The 26,640-nt window shown below is 68.9% G+C and carries 23 protein-coding genes; 7 read left to right on the top strand and 16 right to left on the bottom strand.

From position 1 onward, the window contains the following. Positions 1-10: 10 nt before the first annotated feature. From LXM64_RS08060 to LXM64_RS08025, 8 genes are all read right to left on the bottom strand, one after another. Positions 11-1,198: a diguanylate cyclase gene (locus tag LXM64_RS08060; RefSeq protein ID WP_234075373.1), complete on the bottom strand. Its 1,188-nt coding sequence runs from the start codon at positions 1,196-1,198 to the stop codon at positions 11-13. Further along, positions 1,195-2,829 (bottom strand): sensor histidine kinase, encoded by a 1,635-nt coding sequence (locus LXM64_RS08055; RefSeq protein WP_234075372.1) that lies wholly within the window; start codon positions 2,827-2,829, stop codon positions 1,195-1,197. The genes LXM64_RS08060 and LXM64_RS08055 overlap by 4 nt, the downstream gene beginning before the upstream one ends. Positions 2,830-2,923: 94 nt before the next feature. Continuing rightward, the gene (locus LXM64_RS08050) at positions 2,924-4,135 is read right to left on the bottom strand and encodes a hypothetical protein (RefSeq protein WP_234075371.1); all 1,212 of its coding nucleotides are present in this window, start codon (positions 4,133-4,135) and stop codon (positions 2,924-2,926) included. Further along, the gene (locus LXM64_RS08045; protein ID WP_234075370.1) at positions 4,132-5,910 is read right to left on the bottom strand and encodes a sensor histidine kinase; all 1,779 of its coding nucleotides are present in this window, start codon (positions 5,908-5,910) and stop codon (positions 4,132-4,134) included. The genes LXM64_RS08050 and LXM64_RS08045 overlap by 4 nt, the downstream gene beginning before the upstream one ends. A gap of 83 nt (positions 5,911-5,993) precedes the next feature. Continuing rightward, positions 5,994-7,613: an MFS transporter gene (locus LXM64_RS08040; protein ID WP_234075369.1), complete on the bottom strand. Its 1,620-nt coding sequence runs from the start codon at positions 7,611-7,613 to the stop codon at positions 5,994-5,996. An 83-nt stretch (positions 7,614-7,696) separates the two neighbouring features. Beyond that, positions 7,697-9,154, bottom strand: coding sequence for a 30S ribosomal protein S1 (rpsA, locus tag LXM64_RS08035; protein WP_234075368.1), 1,458 nt, complete (start codon positions 9,152-9,154; stop codon positions 7,697-7,699). Between the two features lie 203 nt (positions 9,155-9,357). Beyond that, positions 9,358-10,020, bottom strand: coding sequence for a deoxyribose-phosphate aldolase (deoC, locus tag LXM64_RS08030; protein ID WP_234075367.1), 663 nt, complete (start codon positions 10,018-10,020; stop codon positions 9,358-9,360). Next, positions 10,017-10,427, bottom strand: coding sequence for a DUF3054 domain-containing protein (locus tag LXM64_RS08025; protein WP_234075366.1), 411 nt, complete (start codon positions 10,425-10,427; stop codon positions 10,017-10,019). The genes deoC and LXM64_RS08025 overlap by 4 nt, the downstream gene beginning before the upstream one ends. A 208-nt stretch (positions 10,428-10,635) precedes the next feature. Here LXM64_RS08025 and LXM64_RS08020 point away from each other — a divergent pair, with 208 nt between their 5' ends. Beyond that, positions 10,636-11,124, top strand: a complete 489-nt coding sequence (locus LXM64_RS08020) for an FBP domain-containing protein (protein ID WP_234075365.1) — start codon at positions 10,636-10,638, stop codon at positions 11,122-11,124. A 6-nt stretch (positions 11,125-11,130) separates the two neighbouring features. Here LXM64_RS08020 and LXM64_RS08015 read toward each other — a convergent pair whose 3' ends face one another. Genes LXM64_RS08015 through LXM64_RS08005 form a run of 3 tightly spaced genes read right to left on the bottom strand, consistent with a single transcriptional unit; the run spans position 11,131 to position 13,165 of the window. Next, positions 11,131-11,634, bottom strand: coding sequence for a GNAT family N-acetyltransferase (locus LXM64_RS08015; protein WP_234075364.1), 504 nt, complete (start codon positions 11,632-11,634; stop codon positions 11,131-11,133). A gap of 17 nt (positions 11,635-11,651) precedes the next feature. Beyond that, on the bottom strand, positions 11,652-12,350 hold the full coding sequence (locus tag LXM64_RS08010; RefSeq protein ID WP_234075363.1) for an NUDIX hydrolase: 699 nt from the start codon (positions 12,348-12,350) through the stop codon (positions 11,652-11,654). 20 nt (positions 12,351-12,370) lie between these two features. Next, on the bottom strand, positions 12,371-13,165 hold the full coding sequence (locus LXM64_RS08005; protein WP_234075362.1) for an isocitrate lyase/PEP mutase family protein: 795 nt from the start codon (positions 13,163-13,165) through the stop codon (positions 12,371-12,373). A gap of 170 nt (positions 13,166-13,335) precedes the next feature. Here LXM64_RS08005 and LXM64_RS08000 point away from each other — a divergent pair, with 170 nt between their 5' ends. Then, on the top strand, positions 13,336-14,823 hold the full coding sequence (locus LXM64_RS08000) for an MATE family efflux transporter (protein WP_234075361.1): 1,488 nt from the start codon (positions 13,336-13,338) through the stop codon (positions 14,821-14,823). A 144-nt stretch (positions 14,824-14,967) separates the two neighbouring features. Beyond that, positions 14,968-15,519 (top strand): peptide-methionine (S)-S-oxide reductase MsrA, encoded by a 552-nt coding sequence (gene msrA / locus LXM64_RS07995; protein WP_234075360.1) that lies wholly within the window; start codon positions 14,968-14,970, stop codon positions 15,517-15,519. Positions 15,520-15,614: 95 nt separating this feature from the next. Here the strand turns inward: msrA and LXM64_RS07990 are convergent, their stop codons facing one another. After that, on the bottom strand, positions 15,615-16,502 hold the full coding sequence (locus tag LXM64_RS07990; RefSeq protein WP_234075359.1) for an aldo/keto reductase: 888 nt from the start codon (positions 16,500-16,502) through the stop codon (positions 15,615-15,617). A gap of 204 nt (positions 16,503-16,706) precedes the next feature. On the opposite strand from LXM64_RS07990, the gene LXM64_RS07985 reads away from it, so the two are divergent. Then, positions 16,707-17,210, top strand: a complete 504-nt coding sequence (locus LXM64_RS07985) for a hypothetical protein (RefSeq protein WP_234075358.1) — start codon at positions 16,707-16,709, stop codon at positions 17,208-17,210. A gap of 7 nt (positions 17,211-17,217) precedes the next feature. Here the strand turns inward: LXM64_RS07985 and LXM64_RS07980 are convergent, their stop codons facing one another. Further along, on the bottom strand, positions 17,218-17,730 hold the full coding sequence (locus LXM64_RS07980) for a glycine cleavage system protein R (RefSeq protein WP_234075357.1): 513 nt from the start codon (positions 17,728-17,730) through the stop codon (positions 17,218-17,220). 188 nt (positions 17,731-17,918) lie between these two features. On the opposite strand from LXM64_RS07980, the gene LXM64_RS07975 reads away from it, so the two are divergent. Then, complete coding sequence (locus LXM64_RS07975; protein ID WP_234075432.1) at positions 17,919-18,950, top strand: LLM class flavin-dependent oxidoreductase; 1,032 nt, start codon at positions 17,919-17,921, stop codon at positions 18,948-18,950. 127 nt (positions 18,951-19,077) lie between these two features. Here the strand turns inward: LXM64_RS07975 and LXM64_RS07970 are convergent, their stop codons facing one another. Then, positions 19,078-20,796: a hypothetical protein gene (locus LXM64_RS07970; RefSeq protein WP_234075356.1), complete on the bottom strand. Its 1,719-nt coding sequence runs from the start codon at positions 20,794-20,796 to the stop codon at positions 19,078-19,080. 145 nt (positions 20,797-20,941) lie between these two features. Between LXM64_RS07970 and LXM64_RS07965 the strand changes: the two genes are divergently transcribed. After that, positions 20,942-21,598 carry a dihydrofolate reductase family protein gene (locus LXM64_RS07965; RefSeq protein WP_234075431.1) on the top strand — a complete coding sequence of 219 codons (657 nt, stop codon included), beginning with the start codon at positions 20,942-20,944 and terminating at the stop codon, positions 21,596-21,598. Positions 21,599-21,730: 132 nt separating this feature from the next. On the opposite strand, the gene LXM64_RS07960 is transcribed toward LXM64_RS07965, so the two are convergent. Continuing rightward, positions 21,731-25,348, bottom strand: coding sequence for a family 43 glycosylhydrolase (locus LXM64_RS07960; RefSeq protein ID WP_234075355.1), 3,618 nt, complete (start codon positions 25,346-25,348; stop codon positions 21,731-21,733). 257 nt (positions 25,349-25,605) lie between these two features. Between LXM64_RS07960 and LXM64_RS07955 the strand changes: the two genes are divergently transcribed. Next, positions 25,606-26,046, top strand: coding sequence for a GNAT family N-acetyltransferase (locus LXM64_RS07955; RefSeq protein WP_234075354.1), 441 nt, complete (start codon positions 25,606-25,608; stop codon positions 26,044-26,046). A 16-nt stretch (positions 26,047-26,062) separates the two neighbouring features. Here LXM64_RS07955 and LXM64_RS07950 read toward each other — a convergent pair whose 3' ends face one another. Further along, the gene (locus tag LXM64_RS07950) at positions 26,063-26,623 is read right to left on the bottom strand and encodes an NYN domain-containing protein (RefSeq protein ID WP_234075430.1); all 561 of its coding nucleotides are present in this window, start codon (positions 26,621-26,623) and stop codon (positions 26,063-26,065) included. Between the last annotated feature and the right edge of the window lie 17 nt (positions 26,624-26,640).

The raw sequence follows: 26,640 nt of genomic DNA, 5'->3' as shown, positions 1-26,640 counted from the left end.
TGCCACGACGTCACTCCGGATTCTGCTCCGCCTCCGACAGACCGCCGAACAGTACGGACGACTCGACGCTCGTCGCGGACTGATCAGCCGCCAGGCGTGCAGACTGCACCAGGACCTCCGTTCGATAGCCGACGGTCTCCGTCAGCGCGACCCCGACGCCGACGGAGGGGATGACCGCCCGGCTCACGGCGCCGAGCGCCTCCAGGACACCGCGATAGATCACGGCGGCCTGTCGCCGCGCCTCCGCCGCGGTCGCCGCGCGCGTGACGACGATCAGCGCGTCCGCTCCGTCCTCGCCGACGAGGGCGAACGACGGCGCGTACCGACGCACGCTCTGGCGCCAGTGCTGCAGTACATCGCCCGCGACGTCTGCGCCGAACGCCGTGCGGATCTCCGAGAGATCCGCAACCCGCACGGCGACGGTCGACACCAGCTCACCACGCCATTGGGCGCGCTGGATGACGTCTGCCATCGCTGTGCGCAGCGTCGCCGCCAGCAGGATGCCGTCGGAGTTGACGCCCCTGCTGCTCATCCACGCGAAGGAGCGAAGCTCGACCTGCGCCGCCCTCAGCACCGAAAGGACGACGACCGCGACGACGGTCAGCCCGACGGTGAAGAAGTTGGCCACAGCCGAACCGAGTACCTCGAGGAAGAGGGAGCTTCCGGGGCCCGCGACGACGAAGACCACGCAGCGCGCGAGATAGAACGCGGCCGTCACCAGGAAGACGGTGGCGAGCACCGCAGCGGTTCCGAAGCGTCGCATCGGTGCACGGAGCGTCTCGAAGGCGGCGAGGGTCGAGAACACGACCAGGCCGATCCCCATCGTCAGCCACCCCGCCCAGTCGCCCCCATCGGGGCCTTCCACCACGACGGCACCTGCCACGATCAGCGCACCCAGCAACGTCACCGCCGTCGCCGAGCCGATCCGGCGCTGGTTGAAGCTGCGAGAGCCGAGCCACATCACCGCCGTCGTCGTCACGAAGAGCGCGTTTCCCACCGCGATCGTGAGCATCTCGCTGATACCCGCCGCCCACATGCTGTACGCGATGGTCGTGATCATCCCGCACAGGAAGGCGATCGCCCAGATACGGCCCGGACCGTGGTCACGGCGCAGGATCGTGTCGATGATGAACACGGCCCCGGCGACGTTGCCCACCAGTGCGGTGAACAACGATGCGGTGAACAGATCGACGTTCATCCTCGATGACCCGTCTCGTCGCCGGGCACCACGACCGCAGTCGTCGGGCGCTCGTCCGCGGGAAGCTGCACCATGAAGGTTGATCCCAGGCCGCGACTCGTCTGAACCGTGATGTCACCCCCGTGGGCGCGCGCGATGTCGCGGCTGATGGACAGCCCCAGGCCGGTTCCCTCGACGTCCGTCCGCGCACGGAAGTATCGTTCGAACAGTCGACCGAGATCGGCCTCCGCGATGCCCGTTCCGGTGTCGCGCACGAGGATCCACGTCGAGTCCCCGTCGGTGGTGCAGCCGAGGAAGATGGCGCCGCCGTCGCGGTTGTATTTGACGGCATTGCTGACGAGGTTGTCCATGACCTGCCTGAGCCGCAGCGGATCGGCGAACGCGCGGGCAGGCTCGATCCCGGACGTGTCGATCGTCACCGCGCGCTCAGCCGCCCGCGGGCGCCAGGCTTCGGCCGTCGCCGCCACCAGCTCTGCGACGTCGATCGGTTCGGGTGAGATCGTCATGTCGATGGACAGGCGCGACGCGCTGGACGCGGCGAGGATGTCGGCGACGATCTCCAGAAGTCGTTCACCGTTTCGCGCCGCGATCTCGAGCGAATGGCGCGCCTGTTCCGGATCATCGAGCGTGTCCAGCGCGAGATCCAGATAACCGAGCACGGATGTGAGGGGCGTTCGCAGCTCGTGCGAGACGGAGGCGACGAGCCGGTCGCGAGCGCGCATCGCCGTCATCTCGGGGGTGACGTCCCGCGCGATCAGCACAGCACCCGCATCCCCGCCGTCGGCGTCGTGCATGCGCCGCACGGTGATGCTCATGGCGTGACGGCGTTCGTCCGGATGGCCGAACCAGACCACCTGATTATCGAACACCTCGCCCGCCAGCGCGCGGAGCAGCGGGCGTTCCGCGCGAGGTAAGGGGGTCGCGCCGTCGGCACGATACGCGTTCTCGATCTCCTTGCTGCGGGAGCCGAATCCGGGGATCGTGTTCTGAAACCGACCCAGCGCCTCGTTCACCACGGACACGGTTCCGTCGGGGGCGATGCGCAGCACTCCGAAGTCCACGGCGTCGAGAACATCGATGACGAGCTCCTCCTGGCGCTGTGCGCGCTGCAGCGCACCGCTGAGCAGCGCTGCCTGCTTCTCGAGCAGGTGCGCCTGCGCGCGCTGACGACGCGAGGAGATGAACGTGGTCGTCGCGACCGCGAGAACGGCGGCGGGGAGCAGGAACGTCGTGTATCCCCAGACGGTCGTGCCCCCGGAGACGACGATCACCGTGTACGCGCCCGTGATGATCACGAACTGGATGACGAAGCCGACGACGCCCAGAGAGGCGAGCCACATCGCGGGAAAGACCCACATCAGTCCGAGCCCGCTCATGGGCTCGGCGACACGGATCACAGCGATGCCCGCGATGTCGGCGACAGGCAGAAGATAGAGCGCCACACGCGGGATGCGGGTCCACGGTACGGCCAGGGTCGCCATGCCGACCCCGAAGATGATCACGACCCCGACCAGGAACAGGCTTTGATTGCGCAGCGTCGATGACACGACCCCGATCGTGGCCACGATCAGCACGAGTGCGCACAGCACGAGCTGGTTCAGGACGGCAGTGCGCCCCCGGACTGCGGACACACGAGAACCCCGCGGTGCGGCGAGGCTCGTGTGCAGGAGTCCGCGTACGCCTCTCCCTCGGGCGGGAGCAGCATCGCTGTGCATATCGTGGACACTATCGCTCCGTCGGCTCCGCGGGGAACGCAGGAGCGCCCAGGCCCCGAGCCTGCGCGAAGACCACGGAGGTCTCGTCGCTCTCGGATGCCTCGACGGCGGCGATCGTGGCCGCCTCCACGAGCACCTCGGGTCCGTAGCCCAGCGTCTGGCTCAGGGCGACGCCGACCCCCACCCCCGGCACCACGATGCCGCGCGCATCCACGAAGCGTTCGATCACGCCGCGGTAGATGAGACCCGCCTGACGCCGCGCATCGGAAGGGCTGGACGCCGTCGTGGCGACGAGGATGATGGTCCGATCGTCTGTGGCACCTACGGCCGCCACGGGCGACGCGAACTCACGCACTGCCGACCGCAGCACACGAGTGGTGGCCTCGGCGACCTCTTGCCCGAACGACGCGGTGATCGCCCCCACGTCCTCGACGATCACGGCGATGACCACGACGAGTTCGGTGCGATGCGCGGCTCGGCGGAGGATTCGCCGCAGCATCGCGAGGAACGCGGATGCCGCGAGCACCTCGTCCACGGCGGCGAAGCCCCCCGGGGGCTGGTCGCTGACCAGCACGGCGCGGAGCATGAAGAGCGTCAAGGACGACACGGTGCCGAGCACCAGCACGACGAGGGTGAGCGAGATCGGGCCGAACCACGCAGCGAAGACGGCGCTGTCCTCCCCCGCGGTGATGACGACCACCGCGCGCATCACGTGATAGGCGCCGAAGAGCGTGGTCGATCCCACGAAGACCCAGGTCGCGACGCGAGGTCTCGTCCTGGGACCGACGGCATGGATGATCGCGCCGACGCAGAGTCCTGCGATCGCGAGGCTGTACCAGAGGACGCTCGTGTACCCGCCCGCAGCGGGTCTCTCGACCACCGTGACCGCCGCGACGAGGAAGGCGAGGGAGACGACCATGAGCGAGGGACCGGCGACCTCCTCGCCGTTGTAGGAACGGAACCCCATCAGGACGCAGCCCGCTGCGCCGACCGCGGCGGCGTTGCCCAGGGCCAACGCCCACACGCTCGTCCATTCCGAGGCATCGAACAGGCCGATCACGACGGTGCACACGACGGCGATGATCTGCAGCAGGAAGCCGATTCCCCACAGCTGCGCCCCGCCGCTGTAGCGCCGCGAGAGCGTGGTGGCGATGTAGGTCACCGCGATGGTGACCACCGCGGTCGCGGTAAAGATACCCGCGGTGATGGGATCGAGCGTCATGTGACCTGGTCCCCCTCGCGCCGCGACGCACCGGTTCCGGTGATCGTGACGATCGCGTCGGGATCATCAAGGGACTCGGCGCTGGCGGGAAGCTGCACGCTGAACGTGGAACCGACGCCGGCCGTGCTGCTGACGATGATGTCGCCACCGTGCGCACGCACGAGCTCGCGGCTGATCGACAGACCCAGTCCCGTTCCCGTCGACGTGTCGGCGACCCGGAAGAAGCGCTCGAAAAGTCTGCCGACGTCGCTCTCGGACACCCCGACACCGGTATCGGTGACCGTGATCATCGTCGTGATCCCGTCCGAGGTCGTGCTGAGGTTCACGCGCCCGCCGTCGCGGTTGTACTTGACCGCGTTGCTGACGAGGTTGTCGATGACCTGCCGCATCCGCAGTGGATCGGCGTAGGCGGGCGCAGGGCGCACACCCGTCATGTCGATCGCGATCGCGCGCTCCGCTGCTGCGGGCGCCCAGGACTCGCCGCTCGCGCGCACCACGTCCGCGATGTCCACGTCCTGCTGTGAGATCGTCAGGTCCGCGGACATCTCCGACGTGCTCGACGCCGTGAGGATGTCGGACACGATCTCCAACAAGCGCGAGACGTTCCGCTCCGCCACATCGAGGTAGCCGCGCGCACGTTCGGGCACTTCCGGGTCGTCGACGGCCAGTTCGAGATATCCGATGATCGACGTGAGCGGGGTGCGGAGCTCGTGCGAGACCGACGAGACCAGCGAGTCCCGCGCGCGCAGCGCCGTGAGCTCGGCCGTGACGTCGCGCGAGACGATCACCGCGCCGTTGTCCGAGCCGTCCACGGCGCGCGTTCGCCGCGCCGTCACGCTGAGGGCTCGCCGACGCGGGCCGTCGCCTCCGAACCACACGATCTGGTTGTCGAAGACCTCTCCGCGCGCCGCTCGCGCGAACGGGGTGTCGTGTCGATCCACGGGCGTGACGCCGTCGGCCGCGAAGGCGGCGTGACCGCCGCCCGAGCCGGCCTCCGCGGAACGTGCCGCGCGCTGCAGCCTCGCGTGCGCCTCGTTCGCGACCGTCGTCGAGCCGTCGGCGGCGAGCCGGATGACTCCGAAGTCGATCGTGTCCAGCACCTCGGCCAACAGCTCTTCCTGCTTCTGCGCGCGGCGCAGAGTACGGGCCATGGTGCGGGTCTGACGGGTGAAGAGCAGCCGCTGCGCCGTCATCTGCCGTCCGAGGGCGAGGCTGATGGTCGCCACGACGACGATCATCAGCGGCAGGCTGAAGGTGACGTAGCCGACTTCCTGCCGCGGGTCGACGATCGCGGTGGTCACCAGCACGGTGGGCGCGACGATGACGCCGACCAGATATCCGCCGATGCCGAAGTAGATGGCGAGCCAGATGGCGGGGATGAAGAAGAGCACACCGAACCCGCCGGAGGGCAGCGACTGGCGCAGCAGGGCGATCCCCAGGAGATCGATGATCGGAACGGCCATGATCCACCAGGCGGACACCCTCGCCCATGGAACGAGCAGGGCGACGCCGCCCGCGCCGAGCACGACGATGGCCCCCAACCAGAAGAGACCGAGATCGCCCGCGTAACCCCAGGGCACCGCGATCACGACGTAGACGAGGACGACCGCGGCGAGACTGAGCTGCAGCGTCGCCGTCGTCCGCGCGCGACCCGTGTCGAGGAAGGGCGGCAGCGCGAAATGACGACCGAACCCGCGAATCCATCGCAGAATGCGCCGCGAGTCGACGACACGCTCGGCAACGGGGTACGCGTCGCCGGCGTCGCTGTTGCTCATGAGTCCGACGTTATCGCGCCCCGGCGTCCGACGCCGACCTCCCACCGCCTGCGCGCCCCCTGGACGATCTGAGCGACGGAGCGTCACCGATCGGCGGGGGCTGACGACGACGCGTCATCGGCCGTGTCGGCCGCCACGTACTCCGCGATGAGAATGTGCTCGCCGCTGTGCGACGGCAGGAGAACACGCACGAGGACGGCCCCGGCGACGATGGCGACCCCGCCCACCGCATATGCCCACAGAGCGCCGTCGACCAAGCTCCGGGTGGCGGCTGAGACGATCTCGGAGCGGTACTGCGGAAACTGATCCGCGACGTGCAGCGCAGAGGCGAAAGACGCCTGCAGCGCCGCCTGAACCTCGCCGGACGCCTGCGAGGCGGACGGCGAGGCCGCGATGGCCCGAGCGAACGCTCCGGCGAATCCGGTCGCCAGAATGGCTCCGAGCAGCGCCTGCATGATCGAACCCCCGAGGTCGCGTTGGAGGTCCGAGGTGGCGGATGCCATTCCCACGCGCCGCACCGGCGTGGCGTCGGTGAGCGCGCGGGATGCGGGGGTCATGGCGAACCCCGCCCCGACCCCGATCGTGAAGAAGCCGACGCCGATCAACCAGTAGGGCGTGTGCTCCCGCCAGAGCAGCGTCGTGAGGAAGCCTGCGAACACGAAGGCGTAACCGACCAGCATGGTCGTCCTCGAGCCGCGTGTCGTGACCATCCGCGCAGATACCGGCGCCGCGATCAGCAGTCCGGCCGCGGCCGGCACGACCGCAAGACCCGCCTCGAGGGTGTCGTAGCCCAGGATGTTCTGAAGGAACTGCTGGCCCACGAACATCGCCCCCATCAGCGATCCGAAGACGACCATTCCCGCGACCGCGGGAACCCAGAACATCCGACGGCGGGCGATGGCGAGATCGTACAGAGGGGACGCGGCCGCGCGTTGCCGCCACACGAAGCAGACGAGCAGAACGATGGCCAATGCAAGACTGACGCCGCCCGCGAGGCGTTGTTCTGGTGCGGCGACGATTCCGACGCCGACGACGAGAGCGGCCACCCCCAACACGGACAAGACGCCGCCGACGTGATCGACGGGTTCCGTCGACTCCCGGATGTGGGAAGGGACGACGGCGAGGACGAGGACGAACCCCACGGCGGCGATGGGGGCGGCCAACAGGAAGGCCGCCTGCCAGTGGAAGACCTCGAGCACGAGACCGGCTGCAACCGCGCCGAGCACTCCCGACATCGCGCTGACGGAGGACCACAGGGCGATAGCGCCGGTGCGGGCCGGTCCGCGCGACCAGAGCGCAGTGATCAACGACAGCGTGGTCGGGTAGGCCATGCCCGCGGCGACGCCGGTGAACACACGAGCCGCGATGAGCCAATCGAGCGAGGGAGCAGCAGCCGCCGCGAAGCTGGCGAGCACGGTGAGGGCGAGCCCCAGCAGAAGCATCTGCTTGCGACCGTACCGGTCCGCGAGTGCACCGAGGTACAAGACGGACATCGCGAGACCGAGGGAGCACCCGAGCGCGACGAGGTTCAGACCGGTCTGGCCGGCAGCGAAGTCGTCGCCGATCTCCGGCAAGGCGATGTTCGCGGCAGCGAGATTGAGGTTGCACACCAGAGCCGCGAGGACGAGAGCGGCGAGCACCAGACCGGGGCGGGGCGGCACCCCCCTGCTCTCGTCGACGCCCAACGTTCGCTCCGCCGCCATGGGCCCACCCTATCGGCGTCTCTGGACAGAGAAGAGGCCGGGATCCGAAGATCCCGGCCCTCTCTCATGAGGATGTCAGTCGATCAACGACCCGACAGCTTCTCGCGCAGAGCAGCGAGCGCCTCGTCGTCGGCGAGGGTGCCCGCGGGGCCCGACTCGCTCGAGTAGGAGGACGATCCGCTGGCCTCGACGGTGCCGACGTTGTTGGCCTCCGCCTCCTGAGCCTTGATGACGGCGGCCTTGTGAGCTTCCCAGCGACCCTGAGCAGCGGCGTACTCCTGCTCCCAGGCCTCGCGCTGAGCGTCGAAGCCTTCCTTCCAGGCGTTGGTCTCGGGGTCGAAGCCCTCGGGGTACTTGTACTCGCCGTTCTCGTCGTACTCGGTGACCATGCCGTAGAGAGCCGGGTCGAACTCGGTGCCGTACGGGTCGACCGACTCGTTCGCCTGCTTGAGCGAGAGCGAGATACGACGACGCTCGAGATCGATGTCGATGACCTTGACGAAGACCTCTTCGCCCACCGACACGACCTGCTCGGCCAGCTCGACGTGCTTGCCCGACAGCTCGGAGATGTGCACGAGGCCCTCGATGCCGTCTGCGACGCGGACGAACGCACCGAACGGAACGAGCTTGGTGACCTTACCGGGCGTGACCTGGCCGATGGCGTGGGTACGCGCGAAGACCTGCCACGGGTCCTCCTGGGTCGCCTTCAGCGACAGCGAGACGCGCTCGCGGTCGAGGTCGACCTCGAGGATCTCGACGGTGACCTCCTGGCCGACCTCGACGACCTCGGAGGCGTGCTCGATGTGCTTCCAGGAGAGCTCGGAGACGTGCACGAGGCCGTCCACGCCGCCCAGGTCGACGAATGCACCGAAGTTGACGATCGACGAGACCGTGCCCTTGCGGACCTGACCCTTGTGGAGGTTGTTGAGGAAGTTGGAGCGCGACTCCGACTGCGTCTGCTCGAGCAGAGCGCGGCGCGACAGGACCACGTTGTTGCGGTTCTTGTCGAGTTCGAGGATCTTGGCCTCGAGCTCCTGACCGAGGTACGGGGTGAGGTCGCGGACGCGGCGCAGCTCGATGAGCGATGCGGGCAGGAAGCCACGCAGGCCGATGTCGACGATGAGGCCACCCTTGACGACCTCGATCACCTGACCGGTGACCACGCCGTCGTTCTCCTTGATCTTCTCCACGTCGCCCCACGCGCGCTCGTACTGCGCCCGCTTCTTGGACAGGATGAGGCGACCTTCCTTGTCCTCCTTCTGGAGAACCAGCGCCTCGACGTGGTCGCCGACGTTGACGACCTCGTTGGGGTCCACGTCGTGCTTGATGGAGAGCTCACGCGAGGGGATGACGCCCTCGGTCTTGTACCCGACGTCGAGGAGGACCTCGTCGCGGTCGATCTTCACCACGGTGCCCTCGATGAGGTCGCCGTCGTTGAAGAACTTCAGGGTCTTCTCGACCGCGGCCAGGAAGTCCTCGGCAGATCCGATGTCGTTGATCGCGACCTGCTTGGTGGCCGGGGCGGTCGTTGCGGTAGTCATGTAGTGGGTAGTCCTTGTTGGATTGGGGTCTCAGGCTTCGAGCGCACGCGTATGCGGCCGTCGAAGCGGATTGTCTGGTTTCTCGTCACCCTGCGCGCACCATCGGGCGCGCCACACGAGTGACAATCAAGGCTATCAGAGCCGGGCACCGCGATCCAGCGCCCCGAAGAGCGCCGTCATGCCGCGTCATCGACCGGCGGCGGTCAGTACGAGCCCGATGCGACCGTGCCCTCGACCACGGCGCGCGTGCTCGAGAGGCCGAGACGCGTGGCACCGGCGGCGATCATCGCCTCGGCGTCCTCGCGCGTGCGGATCCCGCCCGAGGCCTTGACCTCCAAGCGGTCCCCCACGGTCTGCTTCATCAGCTCGACCGCGTGCACGGTGGCTCCCCCCGAGGGATGGAAGCCCGTCGACGTCTTCACGAAGTCGGCCCCGGCCCGTTCCGCGGCTTGCGAGACGGCCACGATGGCCTCATCGCTCAGAGCAGCCGACTCGATGATGACCTTGAGCACGACCGGAGCCGGGGCGGCCTCGCGGACCGCGCGGATGTCGGACTCCACAGCGTCGTAGCGCCCCTCGATCGCCGCCCCCACATCGATCACCATGTCGATCTCGTCCGCACCCTCGGACGCCGCCAGCGCCGCTTCCGCCGCCTTGATCTGCGAGTGGTGCTTACCGCTCGGGAAACCGACCACCACCGCCAGCTTCAGTCCTTCCGGGATGCCGACCGGAAGCACCGAGGGAGACAGGCACACACTGTAGGCGCCGAGCGCCGCAGCCTCCGCGATCGTCGCCGCGACATCCGCCGTGGTGGCTTCGGGCTTGAGCAACGTGTGGTCGACGTATCGGGCGATGTTCTCGGTCATGCCTTCATGTTCTCATCCGCGACGGCCCTCGCGGATCGGCCCGACCTGCGCAGCACCGTGACCACCACCGCGCGCCAGCCGACCAGCAACGCGCCGAGGGTGATCGACGCAACCACCACGAAGGCCGGCGCCGTGCCCTGGTCTGCCAGCGTCCGCAGGAGCATTCCCCCGGCGACGGTCACACCCCAGACCGGTACCCCCGTGCGCAGCACGGCGAACGGCCGGCGCCAGGCCAGCGAGATCCCCCAGCCGACGGCGAGTGCGGCGAGGAACGGCCACGCCGTGACAAGGAGGCCAGGCAGCGGCGTCTCATCGTGACTCGCGCGACCGATGGCACAGAACACGAGCACGAGCACGACGTCCGCGACGACGGCGACGAGGATGCGTCCACGAGCACGGCTGAGCACGTCTTCAGCGTACGGCGCCCGCGCACCGGCGACGGCGTACAGTGGTCCGCGTGATTCGTGACATGCAGCCCGCAGGGCGTCAGGAGGTCCCCGGCGCGCATCGCGCCGGCGACAGATGAGGGTCGAGCCCCGGGCTCCTCTGCATCTGCGTCGGCCAGCAGTCGACGTCCACCCGCCGCTTCGGCGGCACGCACACGAAGGCACCTTCATGACCCCTTTGGACGACGCCCGCATCCGGGCAAGTTTCGTCAACGCATCCCTGCGTGAACGCAAAGCCGTTCTGCCGCCGGCTCTCGACCCCGTGTCGTGGGACGACCTCGACTACCTCGGGTGGCGCGACCCCAAGCAGCCGAAGATGGGCTACGCCGTCGCCGAGGTCGAAGGCCGGCCTGTCGGCGTGATCCTGCGCGAGGCCGACAGTCGACCTCGCACGCGGGCGCAATGCGCGTGGTGCAACGACGTCGAGCTGCCGAACGACGTCGTGCTGTTCGTCGCCCGCCGGGCGGGCGACGCCGGTCGCCGAGGCGACACGGTGGGAACCCTCGTCTGCGCCGGCTTCGAGTGCTCGCGCAACGTCCGTCGCCTGCCGCCCTCCGCCTACCTCGGCTTCGACAGGGAGGCGGCGCGAGAGCGACGCATCGCCGCTCTCCGCGAGAACGTCACGGCTTTCCTGCGCGATGTGCGCGGCGCCGCCTGACTCGGATCACCCCTCGCCCAGACGGCGCAGCGCTTCCCCCGAGAGGCGCTGCGTCGTCCACTCCTCCATCGGCGCCGCATCCGGCGATCGGTAGAACGCGATCGCCGGCTCGTTCCAGTCCAGCACCGTCCACTCCAGACGCGTGTACCCGCGGTCGACGCACAGCGCCGCCAACGACCCGATCAACGCCCGTCCGAGCCCGCGCCCGCGCTCCGATCCGGCGACGACGAGGTCTTCCAGCCAGATCCCGTGCCGGCCCGTCCACGTCGAGTAGGTCAGGAACCAGATCGCGATGCCGACGATGTCGCCGTCACGTTCCACGACGTGCGCCGAGACGCGCGGCTCGGTTCCGAAGAGCGCCTCCCTGAGCGCCTCCTCGGTGTTCGCCACCGCATCCGGTTCTCTCTCGTACCGCGCGAGCTCGTGGATCCGAGCGAGAATCCCGGGTTCGTCACCCGGGCGCGCGACGCGCAGCTGAGCGCCGTCGGGCAGGTCAAGAGGTAGCGACATGCCTCGAGTCTGATGCATCACGTCGGCAGCGCGATCTCGCGCGACCGATCCCACGGCTCCGTCCATCCGAGGCGATCGAAGACGGCGTCCAGCAGCAGGGCGGTGAAACCCCAGACGAGGAACTCCCCCGCGGCGTCGTCCACGACGAAGGCGGGTCCGCGCCACTCTCGCCCGTCGCGTCGGACGACGGTGACGCCGCGGCGAGCGGGGTCGAGAAGATCCGCCACCGGCGCGCGGAAGACCGCCGCCGACTCGGCGACGTCCACGACGCCGACCGGTGACGGCCTCTGCCACCAGGCCAGAACGGGCGTGACGACGTGTTGCGAGAACGCGAGCGGCACGGCGGGAAGGACACCGAGGACCTCGACGCCCGCGGGGTCCAGACCGGTCTCCTCCTGCGCCTCGCGCAGTGCCGCGGCGACCGGGCCGTCGTCGCCGGCATCGAGGCGCCCTCCGGGGAACGCCACCTGACCGGGATGGGCGCGCAGCGTCGCCGCCCGTGACAGCAGCAGGACATCGAGATCGACCGGCACGGCGTCATCGGCCGCGACGCGGGCCGCCGGAAGCGCATCGAGCACGCCGAACAGCATGAGGACCGCCGCCGCCCGATCCGTCGGTGCCGGCGCGGGCAGCTCCGCGACCCGGAAGCCCCTCGCGTCGCGCGCGAGGGCGGCGAGTTCGGCTCGCGCGCCTTCTCTCCCGTTCGCCCCGCCCATGGCGCTGATCGGCGCGCTCCTCAGTTCAGCGCGCGGATAGAGCCGGGGATGGACCCGTCCGCGTACAGGTCTTTCGCGACATCCTGCAGCGCAGTGAGCGCGACGCGTTGCGTGGTGGGTCCGTAGGAGATCCGCGCGACGCCGAGCGCCTCGTACTCGGCCGCGGTGAGCGCACCGGGAAGTCCAATGACGCTCACCTTCCGCTCCCCGATCCCCTCGACGAGTCGGCGGGTGACCGCGGCGTCCAGGATGCCGGGAACGAAGACAACATCGGCACCTGCGTCGAGGTAGGCGCGGCCGCGCTCGATCGCATCGGCGATGGACTCCTCGACGGGACGCGCACCCGCCCGGACGAACGCATCGGTGCGGGCGTTCAGAGCGAACGGCACCCCTTCCGCATCCGCCGCCGCGGTGATCGCAGCGACCCGCGCGACGGCCTCGTCGAGCGGGCGCAGCCGGTCCTCGACGTTGGCCCCCACGACACCCACGCCGATGGCGCGACGGACGGCGTCTCCCGGATCCTGGTAACCGTCGTCGAGGTCTGCGCTCACGGGGACCTCGCCCGCCACCCGAACGATCCGCGAAACCATGTCGAGCGTCGTCTCCAACGGGATGGTGCCGTCGTCGTAGCCGAAGCTCGCCGCGATCGAATGGCCGGCCGTGGCGATCGCGCGCGTCTCGGGCAGGGCGAGGACCGCACGCGCCGAGACGACGTCCCACACGTTCACGACACGCAGGATCTCGGATGCGGCGTGCAGCTCGCGCAGCCGCGTCGCCCGCTCGGCAGTGGTCAACGACGAAGTATCGGTGGTCATGCCCTCACGCTAGAGCACGCTCCTCACGACGGGGCCGATCGAACCGGGGGCCCAGCACTCGCGCATCCGCGACGCGCACGCCACTGGCGTGTCCTCGAATCGATTCGATATCCTGGCCGATGCGGTCGGTGAACCGCCGTCATTCCCGCACGATCTCGAGAGCTCTTCGCATGTCCACCTCACTGACCACGGGCAGCCCGTGGCGCGTCATCCTCCTCTTCTCGGTCCCCCTGCTCATCGGCAACGTGGTGCAGCAGCTCTACCAGGTCGTCGACGCGATCGTGGTCGGACGCGAGCTGGGCGTGGAGGCGCTCGCGGCCGTCGGCGCGACGGGCAGCCTGCTGTTCCTGCTCATCGGATTCGCGTGGGGCCTGACCTCGGGGTTCGCCATTCCCACGGCACAGGCGTTCGGCGCCGGCGATGCAGCCGCGGTCCGGCGTTCCGTCGCCACCGGCACGCTCCTGACCGCCGCGACCAGCGCCGTCCTCACCATCGGCGCACCCCTCGTATCCCGCCCCCTGCTCCAGCTGCTGCAGACTCCGCCGGAGCTCCTCGGCAACGCGACCGTCTTCGCGCAGGTGAGCTTCCTCGGTGCGGCCGCGACGATGTTCTTCAACTACCTCGCGGCCACCATCCGCGCGATCGGCGACGCACGGACCCCCCTGGTCTTTCTGACGGTCGCGTGCCTCCTGAACGCCGGGCTCGTCGTGCTCATGGTGGGCCCCCTCGGCTGGGGCGTCGCGGGGGCAGCGGTCGCGACGGTCGTCTCGCAGGCCGTTTCGGTGCTGCTGTGTCTCGCGTACGTACGCCGACGCGTGCCTATCCTGCACCTGAGCCGGGCCGACTGGCGGATCACCCGCGCCGACATCTCGCTGCACCTCCGACTCGGGCTGCCGATGGGATTCCAGGCATCGATCATCGCCATCGGGACGCTGGCGGTTCAGGTGCGTCTGAACGAGCTCGGCTCGGATGCGGTCGCCGCGTACACCGCGGCGGCGCGCGTCGACGGCCTCGCCGTCGCGCTGCTGCAATCCCTCGGCCTGGCCGTGTCCATGTTCGTCGCGCAGAACTTCGGCGGCGGCCGTCCCGACCGCATCCGCGCCGGCGTGCGCCAGGCGTCTTGGCTCGCCATCGCCGGGGCCGTCGCGCTGGGCGCCCTGCTCATCGCGTTCGGCGCCCCCATCGTGCGCCTCTTCGTCGGAGACACCGCGCCGCAGGTCGTCGATCTCGCCGCGCTCAACCTCGTCATCAACGGCGCGAGCTACGCCTTCCTCGGGATCCTGTTCGTGCTCCGCGGTGCACTCCAGGGCCTGAGCCACACCGTCATCCCCACTGTCACAGGGGTGATCGAACTCGTGATGCGGGTGGGCGCCGCGATCGCGCTGGGGGCGGCATTCGGGTTCGCCGGCGTCGCCTTCAGCAACCCGCTCGCATGGCTCGGAGCCGTGGTCGTCCTGATCCCGGCCTATGTGCGCGCCCACCGCCGTCTCGCCCACGATCCGATCTCCCGCGTGGACCACGTCTCCCCCGAGACCACGCCCATCCCCGTCGTCGGCCCGACCAGCGGCTCCATGGTCGTCGACGCGATCGTCACGCGTCCGATCCCCATCGTTCCCACGCGCACGCGGGGGCGACTGCTGCGCTCACGCCGCCGCTGAGGCGGATGCCGGGTGCGGGACCAAAACCGCGGGGTGCGTTGTTGTATCCGTAGATGCCGCCGACCGGCCGCATCGCAGACAGGCGGATCTACACTCGTGAAAGCCATCACGCGGCGACGATCCGTCCGACAAGGAGCAGTCAGCATGACCACCGACAACGGAACCATCACGCAGATCCCCGGCACCGAGACCGCCGTGCTCGCGGGCGGGTGCTTCTGGGGTATGGAGGACCTCATCCGTCGTCAGCCCGGCGTTCTCGACACGCGCGTGGGCTACACGGGCGGGCAGAACGATCACGCGACCTACCGCAACCACCCGGGTCACGCCGAGGCCGTCGAGATCGTCTTCGACCCCACCAAGACCACCTATCGCGACATCCTCGCGTTCTTCTTCCAGATCCACGACCCGTCGACCCTGAACCGTCAGGGCAACGACATCGGCACGAGCTACCGCTCGGCCATCTTCCCCCTCAGCGAGCAGCAGGAGGAGATGGCCCGCGACACCATCGCGGATGTGGACGCTTCGGGGCTGTGGCCGGGCAAGGCCGTGACGACGATCGAGCCGGCGGGCCCGTTCTGGGAGGCGGAGCCTGAGCACCAGGACTACCTGCAGCGCATCCCGAACGGCTACACCTGTCACTTCCCTCGTCGGGGCTGGGTGCTCCCGCGTCGCGAGAGCGCCACGACGCAGGCCTGATGCGGGCGGATGCGGCGCGCACACGCCCGCCGCATCCCTTGCTGCCGGCACGGGAGAGGGACAGGCATCGAGCATGCCCATCCCTCTCGTCCGCGTCAGTTCAGGTCGTTCGGATGCGTCCCGACACGACCGGACCCGTCACCCGGGTCGAGATCGGTGATCGCGGCGACCTCGTCGGCGGAGAGCTCGAAGTCGAACAGATCGAGGTTCTCCGCCATCCGGTCACGATTGACCGTCTTGGGGAACACGATGTTGCCGACCTGCAGGTGCCAGCGCAGGACGACCTGAGCGGGCGTCTTGCCATGAGAGGCGGCGGCATCATGGATCGCAGGGGTGCCGAACAGGTCGTACTTGCCCTGCCCGAGCGGTCCCCATGCCTCGATGTGCACACCGTTCTCCTTCGCCCAGGCGACGACCTCGCGCTGCTGGTACGCCGGGTGCAGCTCGATCTGATTGACGGCGGGCACCTTGCCGGTCGCCGCGACGAGCCGTTCGAGGTGCTCGACGAGATGGTTGGAGACGCCGACGGAACGGGCGAGGCCGGCTTCGTTGAACGAGACGAGCTGCTCCCAGGCGTGCACATAGTTGTCGTTCGCCGGCGCAGGCCAGTGCACCAGGTACAGATCGACATGGTCGAGTCCGAGCTTGGTGAGACTCTCCTCGAGAGCCTGCTTCGGCTGGGAGCCTGCCTGCCGGTCGTTCCAGAGCTTCGTCGTGATGAACAGCTCGTCACGGGGGATGCCGCTGGCCGCGATAGCTCGTCCGACACCTTCTTCATTGCCGTAGATCGCGGCGGTGTCGATGTGCCGATACCCGAGCTCGAGGGCTTCGGAGACGAATCTCTCCGTCTGGGCGGGGTCGACTTTGAAGACGCCGTATCCGAGCTGGGGGATGTCGTGTCCCGAGTTGAGGGCGATCGAGGGGATACGACCCGCGTTCTCTCGCTTCGCTTCGGCGCGGTGATCTGCGTGATGTTCTGCCATGTGTCCAGCGTACGAAGCGAACGCGACATGCGGGCCGGGCTTGCACGATCGAGCGATATACCGCATCGATGTTTTCGACGGGTGACCGGGCCATCCGGCTGTCGCGGCTCCCACCGTCACGTCGCCACGCGTTGACGTCTCCTCACGTCCGGAGAATGATGGAAGGACCCCGAACACCGGTAGATCCACCGAAGGACCTCTTCTATGCCCGCGCCCCGACCGCTCGTGACCGCGATGGTCGCGTCGGCAGGTGCGCTCGTGCTCTCATGCCTGAGCGCGTTCGCTCTCACCGGCGCCGACGCCGCGACCTCGCCGCGCGCGGCCAGCACCGACCGTGGGCTGCCCCCGGTCGCATTGAACGCTCCCGCGTCCCTGGAGGCCGCGATCGGCACGGAGCCGACCACGGTCTCAGAGCCTCCCGCACAGGACGACGCGGCCCCGACACAGCCCCGGCGCGAGCGCGGCACCCCACCCGTTGTCGGGCGTGTTCCGCAGCCCGCTCCCGTCCCGGCTCCTGCTCCGGTGCCGCCGGCAGCCCCCGCGCCGACTCCGGAGCCTTCGCCGTCGCCGACGACCGACCCCACACCGTCGCCCGAACCGACGACGACGCCGACACCGACCCCGACACCGCCCACGGAGGAGTCGGAGCAGCCGACATCCGGTGTCCTCGCTCCCGATCAGTCGTCCGAGGCGATTCAGGGCGACTGAGCCGCCGTCATCCGGCCTGGATGACCGTCGCCTCCACCTGGATGTCCGCGGCGATCGACTCGAGAGCCGCCACGATCTCTGCGGCGGGCGTATCGACCGGGGCTGCAGCCAGGATCTCCGCCTGGAACAGTCGACCGCCGGACATCGCGGCGTCCTGCGTGTGCGTCGTCATCCGGACGACGTTGACGCCACGCTCGCCCAGCGCGCTGCTCACCTCGCGCACGATTCCGACACGGTCGTTGCCGATGACGCGGATGGCGAGTTGGCTGCGCGCTGTGAGAGGGCTGCCGGGCGTGACGACCACGATGCTCGCCAACCCGTCCAGTGCGCCCAGCGCGTTTCGCAACGCGTCGGCACGGGATGGAGCGACGTCGACCTGGACGACGCCGGCGAAGGTACCTGCCAGTTCCGCGAGCTCGCTGTTCTCCCAGTTGCCGCCGTGCGCGCTGATCACCTCGGCGACGGCGGACACGATGCCCGCGCGATCGACGCCGACGACGGTGAGCACGAGGGTTGTCATGGCGCCAGCGTAGCCACCGGGCACCGCCCGCGGAACGTGCTCAGTCGGCTGGCGTACGACCGCGGCGCAGAACCTGCCTACGTCGATGCGGGGCCGTGTCCCCGCACGAGACAGCCGGGTGATGACCGCTGAGAGGAACGAGATCGATTCATCGGAATGCTTTCTCGTTCCGTATGGTTGTGGACGATATGGAACGCTTCGGAACACTGTCCTTCGGGCACTACGGCCCTCTCGGCGGCGGACGCATCCTCACCGCACGCGACTCGATGCTGCAGGCGATCGATCTCGCGGTGGGCATGGATGAGCTCGGCGTCGACGGCGTCTACTTCCGGGTGCACCACTTCGCGCGTCAGCAGGCCTCGCCCATGCCGCTTCTCGCCGCGATCGCCGCACGCACCTCCCGCATCGAGATGGGGACCGGCGTGATCGACATGCGCTACGAGAACCCTCTCTACCTGGCCGAGGAGGCCGCGGCTGTCGACCTGATGAGCGACGGCCGACTCGCGCTCGGCGTCAGCCGCGGCTCACCCGAGTCGGTGGTGCGCGGCTACGAGACGTTCGGCTACACGGGATCCGAAGATCCCCGGGGCGCCGACATCGCGCGCCGTCACTTCGAGCTGTTCCTGCGTGCGATCGACGGCGAGCCACTCGCCGAGCGCGACGCGAACAGTCCCTTCGGCGGCGGGACCGGGATGCAGGCGATCGAACCGCACTCCCCCGGGCTCCGCTCCCGGGTGTGGTGGGGGGCCGGCAACCGCGACACCGCCGAGTGGGCGGGACGCGTCGGTGTCAACCTCATGTCCTCGACGCTGCTCACCGAGGCCGACGGCACGCCCTTCGATCTTCTGCAGGCACAGCAGATCGACGCGTTCCGGGCCGCGTGGCGCGAGGCGGGTCATGCGGGCACGCCGCGGGTCTCGGTCAGCCGCAGCATCTTCCCGATCACCACGGCCGAGGACGCCATGTACTTCGGCGGTTCGCAGGGCGGCGATCAGATCGGCATCATCGACGGCATGCGCTCGACGTTCGGCAAGACGTACGCCGCTGAGCCCGACGTGCTCGTGGAGCAGCTGCTTCAGGACGCGGCGATCCAGTCCGCCGACACGTTGATGCTCACCATCCCGAGCCAACTCGGCGTGGAGTTCAACCTGCGCGTCGTCGAATCGTTCGCGAAGTACGTCGCGCCCGCGCTGGGCTGGAAGTCCTCGATTCCGGCCTGAGCACCCGCTCCTGCGCGCCGGCGACCGTCGAACGAGCATCCTTTCACCGAGCGAGCATGCCATCGGGTGCTCTCTCGGTGAAGGACTACTCCCTCGACGGGAGGACGTGGGAGAACAGGCGGCGCGGTCAGCCTGCGGCGGGCAGGATCGACTCCAGCACGACGTCCTCGCCCTGCTGGCTGATGGCGATCCCCGCCGCTCTCGTCCCGAGCCCGGCGGAACGTCGAGCGGATGCGGCGAGAGCACCACGCGACGAGACCCGGACATGCACCCGGCCGTCGGCCATCCCGGAGATCGCGACGGCGGCGACGCGTGCCGACGAGTGCTTCACGGCGTTCACAAGGGCCTCGTTGACCGCGTCGATCGCTCGCTCCGCCGTCGCGCGATCGGTCAGGGCGAGCCTCCCCGCGGCATCGACCTCGAGCACGGTCGTGACGACACCGCTCCAGGCGGACAGGAGGCCCTCGACGGATCCGGCGATCCCCGGCGTCGGCGCACCGTCAGGGTTCGGCCGGGGGTCGAGGATCGCGTCGAAGGCCTCGTCGGTCTGGTCACGGAACACCCTCGTCTCCTCCGTGAGCGGCGACCCGTCGTCGGCCTGGGCCGCGAGGATCACGCACCTGCCCTGCACACGGCCATGGAGCAGGTTCGACGCGCGGGAGAGCCGCTCGCTCGTCCGGGCGTCGCTCGCCGCCACGCGCTGCGCCACGCGCGCCAGCACCCGGGCCGAGCGGTATTCGGCGGAGCGCACCCGACGCATCGCGTCCACGCACAGCGACAACGTCAGCGCTGCGGCGGGAATGGCCACGACGCCGACCACGCTGAGCATTCTGACGTCGGGAAAGAGAGTGAACGTCAGGAGCGCGACGCCGATCCCGGCCAGCAGCCACGTCACGATGAACACGCCAGGCCGCACGGATCCGGGTGTCGTCCCGCGCAGACGCGGGACACGGGTCACCGCTCCCGCGACGATGTCGAGCAGGCACACGCCGAGGTAGCCGATGCCGACCACCGTAGGCGGTCCAGCCGTGAACGCAAACGGGAGGGACGCGATGTTGTAGACGAGCGCGACGATGAGCCACGGTGTGGGAATCAGCGCCAACGGCGACCGGCCCGCGGGGACGGCGTTGCTGTCGGTGGCGAGCGGGTCCGGGGCGGGCCCCTCGTCCTCAGCCAGCTGGGCCAATCGATGGCTCGCGTCCCGCACCTGCATCGCGTAAGCCCGCACGGTGTCGAAATCGACGCCACCCGCCAGCATCGCGTTCCGCCGGGCGCGAAGCTCGCTCACCGTCTCGACGAGGAGATCGTGGCTCTGGGTCGCGCGTTCCTGAGCACGCTCCAGGCGGCGACGCATCAGCTCCAGCACGGCCGCCAACCGCTGTGCGACAAGACGGCGTCGCGCGAACTGCGTCGTCGCGACTCCCACGATGCCGAAGACCACGAGGGTCGTGACGACGTTGGTGAGAGTTCGCGGACCCCATGCCCCCGCTGTAGACGTGTTCCACAGCAACACACTCACGGTGTTGTTGACGGGTGTGCGCACGATCGCGGCGACGATCAATGCCGTCAGAACCACCAACGCCCGCGCGCGAGGAGAAGTCAGCCGACGCTCGGCGGCAGCCGCAGGCAACACGATGATCGAGAGCACGACCCAGCCCAGAGCACCGACCAGCACGGCGGCGATGTAGCCCTTCAACGTCGCATCGGCGATCGTCGGAACGCTGACCGTGCTGGCCACGATGAAGGACAGAAGCGCGCTCCACCGCGTCAGGAAAGCACCACCGGAGACCGCATCCGCGCACGTGCTGAAGGCGCGTCGGAACGCTCCGCGCACCCGACGCACCATGCTGCACCCCCTCCGGCGTACGCGCGCCGCCGGAATCATCGTGCCCCGCATCCGCTCGACCGGCAAGCACGCGCACCCGCTCGGGCCGACACCCGTCGCCGCGCCGGATGTTGACACTCGCCCCCGGTGGGCCGGATCCTCGAGTGTGACCCGCGTACGCCTCGACCTCAACATCTCCCTCGACGGATTCGCCACCACGACCGACCAGACGGAGGAGAACCCCTTCGGCGAGGACTGGGGACGACTCACCGCCGCCTACGTCGCGACGCGGACGTTCCGACGCCGCGTGCTGCACGATGAGAGCGGAGCGGGGACCTCGGGTGTCGACGACGCGTACGCCGCGCGCTACTTCGAGGGCATCGGCGCCGAGATCATGGGCGCGGGGATGTTCGGCCTTCATCTACATGGCGACGACCCGGAGTGGCGCGGTTGGTGGGAGGACGAACCGCCCTTCGAGGTTCCCGTCTTCGTGCTCACGCATCGCGAGCGCCCGACGATCGAGATGGCGAACGGCACGGTCTTCCACTTCGTCCGCGATTCGCCGGCAGCGGTCCTCGCCCGGGCGATCGAGGCCGCGGGCGGTGCGGACGTGCGGATCGGCGGGGGTGCCAGGACAGCACGGCAATTCCTGCGCGCGGGGCTCGTCGATGACCTCCACGTGGGCATCTCCCCCATCATCCTCGGCGACGGCATCCGCCTCTGGGACGACCTTCGCGGCTGGGAGGCGGACTACGAGGCGACGAGCGAATCGGCGCCGGACGGTGTCACGCACCTGACCTTCCGACGCATTTCGCGCCCCTGAGCCGAGGAGACGTCACCCCAGGCGGCCCGTACGCGGCCCCGGCACCGAACGCGCAGGGGACGCCGCCCTGTGGACGGCATCCCCTGCTGCATAGCGGGGCCCCCTTCTTCGCGACAGGGGGAAGGTCGGCCGCTACGACGACGGGGTCGTGCGCCCGGTCCGCCGACGACGCCACACGAGAACAGCGCCGATCGCGAACAGGACGACGGCGGTGAGCAGGATCGCCGCAGCTCCGGCCGCATCTCGCCCGGTCACGGCGAGGGAGCCGTCCGATGCCGTCACGGTGACGGGCGTCCAGCCGATGACGGAACCGTCGGCGCCGGCGACAGCCGCGCGATGCGCTCCTAGGCTCACCGCTCCGGGCACGCTGACCGTGACTGTCCTCGCCGCGCCCACCGTCGCCTTCCCGAGGTAGGTCGGTGTCGAGAACAGCCAGACATGAACCTCGGTGCCAGGCTGAACATCCCCGAGCGTCAACGTCAGCGTCTCGCCCCGTCGCACTGTCGCCGGGCCGGTGACCGCGCCCCGTCGCTCCGCGGTCAGGTCGTCGGCAGACGGAGCGACGACACCCGTCTGGGCGGTGGGTCGCGTCGAGGTCGGCGACGGGCTCGGGGACGGTTCCTGCACGGCGGGCACTCTCGCCGTCCGTGCGGTCTCGATGTTTCCGACGATGTCCACCGCTCGATATCCGACGTCGCTCTCGCCGTCGCCGACCGTGACCACGCCGTCCAGACGCGACCACGCCCCCGCGTCACCGATCCGATACTCGATCCGGTCGATTCCCGCGTGCGCGTCGACGGCGGTCAGACGCACAGTGCGCGCCTCGGTGTCCACGGAGGCCGTCGTGACAGGAGCGTCGACGTCGATGGAGAAGGATGCGGCGCCTCCCGACTCCGCGACCGGCTCGCCCGCAACGCTGGCGCGGTAGTCGACGGTGTGGGCTCCGGACTCGGAGACCACCACCTCGTCCTGGTAGTCCGACCAGCTGCCGCCGTCGATCCGGTACTGGATGTCGGCCTTCGCCCGCTCGTTGAGCGCCAGGGCGACCGACACCGCCGCGGGATACCAGCCCGAGACCTGAGCGGCGTCCGATGTCACGTCCGCCGAGACGACCGGGACCACCGCGGGCAACTCCTCGAGATCGGCGATCGCGCGATTCAGGGCCTGAGCCGGAGCATCGACCTCGTTCTGCGTCGTCGGGCTCGCGACGGACGTGGCCCACGTGAGCGCCGCCGCCATGCTCGCCCACGATGCATCGGTGTAGTCGCGGCGGTCCAAACCGGACGCCTCCCGGATGAGCCAGTCGAGGTCGCTCGTGTCCACGGCGACTCCGTCGGCGCTCAACACGTCGGAGAGGTAGAAGTAGTCGAAGTCGGCATGCCCGCCGGTCGTCTGCTTCGCGTAGCTGAACAGGCCGAAGCGCTGACCCTTGAAGTGCTTGGACTCCCACGACGCGCGCTTCGGTTGAGCTCCCCCGAGGGTGTTCCAGGTGACGCCGTCCCAGCTGTAGAGGAACCGGACGGTGTTGCGATCCGCACCGGACTTCCGCATGTTCAGGTCGGCCTTCAACAGCACCGTGCTCGTTCCGGCCGGAACGGCCACACTGGCGACGAAGTCCTCCGCTGTCGCGATCGACTCCTGGTCGGTGTAGTCGCGCACCGGTCGGTTGACGACGCCGAGCGTGAACTGCCCGTTCTCCTTGGTCACCCCGATGTAGCTCACCTGCCGGTTGTAGACGGCGAGCCCCGAGACGTCTCCATCGTTGAGCGCACCGAAATCGAGCCGGGTCTGCGCGGACGAGGCCGGGGCGAACGTGCGCTGCGAGAGGGTGTTGCGCGCCTCCTCGAAGTACGTCAGTTGATACTGCTTGTTCGCCTTGCCGGTCAGGACGCGTCCGTTCGTGAGACGCAACCAGCCGTCGCGATCGGTCAGCGACCAGTACCTGTTGTCTGCGTTGTGCCCCCACTGCCAGGGGAGTGCCAGGTGGGAGCCGTTGTCGGCGCCCTCTTCGGCCGTGTAGTGATCAGGGACCGCTCGCGCTCCGACCATCGAGACATCGTCGACGAAGAAGATATCGGGCACGGTGGCCGAGTCGACGGTCACGATCGAGACCTTCGCGTCGGCGACGTCCAGCTCCGCGGGAATGGTGAACTCACCGGAGACCTGCACGAAGGTCGTCGCGGCCGAGGCCGAGCCTTTCGGCACACTGGCCTGCGCCATCACATAGGAGTGGCCGTTCGTGTCGCTGAGAGTGAGCGCGAAGTTCGCCGGATCCACACCGGCGTCGCGATAGTGCACCCACGCGGAGACCGCGTATGTGGCCCCGCGCTGGAGAGTCGTCACCGTCTGCGACGCGCCGGCAGCATCCGTCGCGCGACCGTTCACCTTCAGCGACATCGCCCCCTGATGGCGCGTCGAGTAGCCGAGCCCGAGCGTCGTCCCGCCCAGCGACTGCCACGCCGTCGTACCACCCTCGATCGTCCCGTTCGAGATGTGCTCGCCACGGGACTCCGGCACAACGACCTCGGGCGCCGGGACGTTGGGGTTGCCGAAGTCTCGAGACGGGGCGTCGTTCTCGAAGCGATCGGAGGTCACGACGCTCGCAGACTCGGCCTTGCGCCGCTCTGGGGCGCTCAGGGTGACCGGCATCGGCTGCGTGCCGGGCAGCGGCACCTGGGAGCTTCCGTAGACGCCGGTTCCGAACACAGGCCACGCATCCTTGTCGGCGGTATCCCACGCGACAGGCACGAGGACAGGAACGCGGCCGGTCGGGTAGTCATCGCCGAAGAGCAACGCCCACTGTGGCGTGGCGGAGTCGCCCGTGCCGATGAACCCGCCCTGCGCGACGAGGTTGGAGCCGACGGCGACACGCACCTCGTACGGATCGGAGGCCGCCGCGCCGAGCAGGCTCTTCGAACGCAGCACGATGGCCTGGCGTCCGTACTTTCCCCAGGCGATGCCGAGGACGTAGTAGTACCCGTTGATGTACTCGACCTGGTTCCCCTCCCAACCGCCGCCCATGGCCTCCGAGGTGCTCAGACCAGTGTTGTTGATGGCGGTGGTCGTGGTCGCCGCGACGCTGTCGCTGATGACGCTGTGCAGATCCGGACTCATCTGGGCGATCTGCATCGACGAGCTCCCATAGACGATGTACGGGGTGTCGCCGTCGAAGAAGATGTTCGGATCGTGGAAGCTGCGGTTGTAGCTGTGCTTCTCCCACTGCCCCTTCTCGATGTCGGTGGTCGTGAAGAGGTACGCATGACCGTTGTTGTTGCTGTTCATCAGCGCATAGAACGTCCCGTCGTGATAGCGCAGAGTGCTGGCCCATTGACCCTGGCCGTACGCGCTGTAGCCGTTGCGCAACGCGTTGGTGTCGGTGATCTCCATCACGTCGTAGACGTAGTTGACGATCTCCCAGTTCACGAGATCGTAGGAACGCAGAATGGGGGCGCCGGGGGTGAGCTCCATGGTCGTCGAGATCATGTAGTACGTGTCCCGGCTGGCGCCTGCGGTGCCGGCGGGCACACGGATCGTTGCGACGTCGGGGACATCGGATCCGATGATGGCGTTCGTGAACGTGCTCTCCGTGGTCTGAGTCGACGTGAAGCTCTTCCCCTGGCCCGACCAGGGGTCGTCATCCGCGGCTCTCGCCGCCGTGCTCACGACCGCGCCGGACACGGTGGTCGCGACAGCGGCGGTCAGTGCTGCCGCTCGGGTCAGGAGGCGTCCTGCATGCTTTCTCGGGTTCATGATCGTCACTGGATGTCTCCCCTTCCGCGCATCATCGCGCCGCATCGCGTCGCCGTCCGGGCGCCGTGATCAGCCGCCGTACCCAGGCCCCGCCGCGGGGGCCGCGGGACCGAACGACGTTTGTCCGGTGGGCGACGCCTGCATGTTAGCGAGAACATTCGTTGACGGGCAAGATGCTCTCTGACATATGTCGGCCAGGCGGACGCGCGCGGTCCGATGAACGCGTCGTTCCGCCGGGCCGGCTCTAGGCTGGTCGGATGCTGGAGATCCGCGCCGTCCGCACCGAAGACCTCGCCGCCTGGCTCGAGCTCTGGCAGGGATACCTGTCGTTCTACGAGACCGAACTCACCGACGACGTCACCCAATACGCCTTCGATCGCATCATCGATCCCTCATCCGGGCTCGACGGCGCGATCGCCTGGCAGGACGGTCGCGCGGTCGGACTCGTGCATTGGCTGACGCATCAGGCGACCTGGTCCAGGGACGATTACTGCTACCTCGAGGACCTCTTCGTCTCCCCTGACGCACGCGGCTCCGGCGCGGGCCGATCGCTCATCGGCCACGTTCGGAACTGGGCGAAGGATGCGGGCTGCACCAAGGTCTACTGGCTGACGGCGGAGACCAACGTCCGCGCGCGGGCACTGTACGACCAGGTCGCGACGCGCAGCGGGTTCATCCACTACCAGCTGTCGCTCTGACCCGACGCGATCTTCACTAGCGCAGGAACTGCGTGGGGTCGAACTCGTCGATCGGAATCACGCGGATGCGGGGCAGGGGCGCGTCGAACGCCTGCGCGTCGTACTCGATGTCGAAGAAGGTGATTCCGCCGATCGCCGCGTAACCGGTGTTGCGGAACTCGTTGAATGCGAGCACTCCCACTCGCCGCCCTCCGTCGGCGAGAGGTGCGAGATCCTCCACGAAGTCGCCATCGTGGCTGACGAGCACCACGTCGTCGTCGCGCCCACGCAGCGCCCGCAGCGTGCGCTGGATCGCGATGTCGACGACCTTCGCGTCCGCAGGGCCCGACAGCGGGATCGGCTCGAAGCCGAGCGCCGTCAGAGCCTGGACGAAGGTCATCGGCAGGTTCGTCGACGCGTTCAGGAAGAAGAGCCCGCGCGCGTGCCCTCCCCAGGTGCGCTCGACGAAGGCCAGGAGGCGGTCCCAGCGCGGACGCTCGTCGGGCTGCGGGCGGCGACCCAGGATCGAGCCGCCCAGGGTGGCATCGATGTTCTCGCCGTCGATGAGAAGCCAGGTCGTCGCCTCTGCTTGAGCCATCGTCTCGTCTCCTGTCG

The organism is Microbacterium binotii, from assembly GCF_021398715.1.
Classification (GTDB): Bacteria; Actinomycetota; Actinomycetes; order Actinomycetales; family Microbacteriaceae; genus Microbacterium; species Microbacterium binotii_A.
This window is presented reverse-complemented; position numbering and strand designations above follow the sequence as displayed.

Excerpts from the sequence above, each read along its gene's own strand:
- LXM64_RS08060 (WP_234075373.1), bottom strand. The coding sequence starts at position 1,198 with ATGAACGTCGATCTGTTCACCGCATCGTTGTTCACCGCACTGGTGGGC.
- LXM64_RS08050 (WP_234075371.1), bottom strand. The coding sequence starts at position 4,135 with ATGACGCTCGATCCCATCACCGCGGGTATCTTTACCGCGACCGCGGTG.
- LXM64_RS08045 (WP_234075370.1), bottom strand. The coding sequence starts at position 5,910 with ATGAGCAACAGCGACGCCGGCGACGCGTACCCCGTTGCCGAGCGTGTC.
- LXM64_RS08040 (WP_234075369.1), bottom strand. The coding sequence starts at position 7,613 with ATGGCGGCGGAGCGAACGTTGGGCGTCGACGAGAGCAGGGGGGTGCCG.
- rpsA (WP_234075368.1), bottom strand. The coding sequence starts at position 9,154 with ATGACTACCGCAACGACCGCCCCGGCCACCAAGCAGGTCGCGATCAAC.
- deoC (WP_234075367.1), bottom strand. The coding sequence starts at position 10,020 with ATGACCGAGAACATCGCCCGATACGTCGACCACACGTTGCTCAAGCCC.
- LXM64_RS08020 (WP_234075365.1), top strand. The coding sequence starts at position 10,636 with ATGACCCCTTTGGACGACGCCCGCATCCGGGCAAGTTTCGTCAACGCA.
- LXM64_RS08015 (WP_234075364.1), bottom strand. The coding sequence starts at position 11,634 with ATGTCGCTACCTCTTGACCTGCCCGACGGCGCTCAGCTGCGCGTCGCG.
- LXM64_RS08010 (WP_234075363.1), bottom strand. The coding sequence starts at position 12,350 with ATGGGCGGGGCGAACGGGAGAGAAGGCGCGCGAGCCGAACTCGCCGCC.
- LXM64_RS08005 (WP_234075362.1), bottom strand. The coding sequence starts at position 13,165 with ATGACCACCGATACTTCGTCGTTGACCACTGCCGAGCGGGCGACGCGG.
- LXM64_RS08000 (WP_234075361.1), top strand. The coding sequence starts at position 13,336 with ATGTCCACCTCACTGACCACGGGCAGCCCGTGGCGCGTCATCCTCCTC.
- msrA (WP_234075360.1), top strand. The coding sequence starts at position 14,968 with ATGACCACCGACAACGGAACCATCACGCAGATCCCCGGCACCGAGACC.
- LXM64_RS07990 (WP_234075359.1), bottom strand. The coding sequence starts at position 16,502 with ATGGCAGAACATCACGCAGATCACCGCGCCGAAGCGAAGCGAGAGAAC.
- LXM64_RS07985 (WP_234075358.1), top strand. The coding sequence starts at position 16,707 with ATGCCCGCGCCCCGACCGCTCGTGACCGCGATGGTCGCGTCGGCAGGT.
- LXM64_RS07980 (WP_234075357.1), bottom strand. The coding sequence starts at position 17,730 with ATGACAACCCTCGTGCTCACCGTCGTCGGCGTCGATCGCGCGGGCATC.
- LXM64_RS07975 (WP_234075432.1), top strand. The coding sequence starts at position 17,919 with ATGGAACGCTTCGGAACACTGTCCTTCGGGCACTACGGCCCTCTCGGC.
- LXM64_RS07970 (WP_234075356.1), bottom strand. The coding sequence starts at position 20,796 with ATGGTGCGTCGGGTGCGCGGAGCGTTCCGACGCGCCTTCAGCACGTGC.
- LXM64_RS07960 (WP_234075355.1), bottom strand. The coding sequence starts at position 25,348 with ATGAACCCGAGAAAGCATGCAGGACGCCTCCTGACCCGAGCGGCAGCA.
- LXM64_RS07955 (WP_234075354.1), top strand. The coding sequence starts at position 25,606 with ATGCTGGAGATCCGCGCCGTCCGCACCGAAGACCTCGCCGCCTGGCTC.
- LXM64_RS07950 (WP_234075430.1), bottom strand. The coding sequence starts at position 26,623 with ATGGCTCAAGCAGAGGCGACGACCTGGCTTCTCATCGACGGCGAGAAC.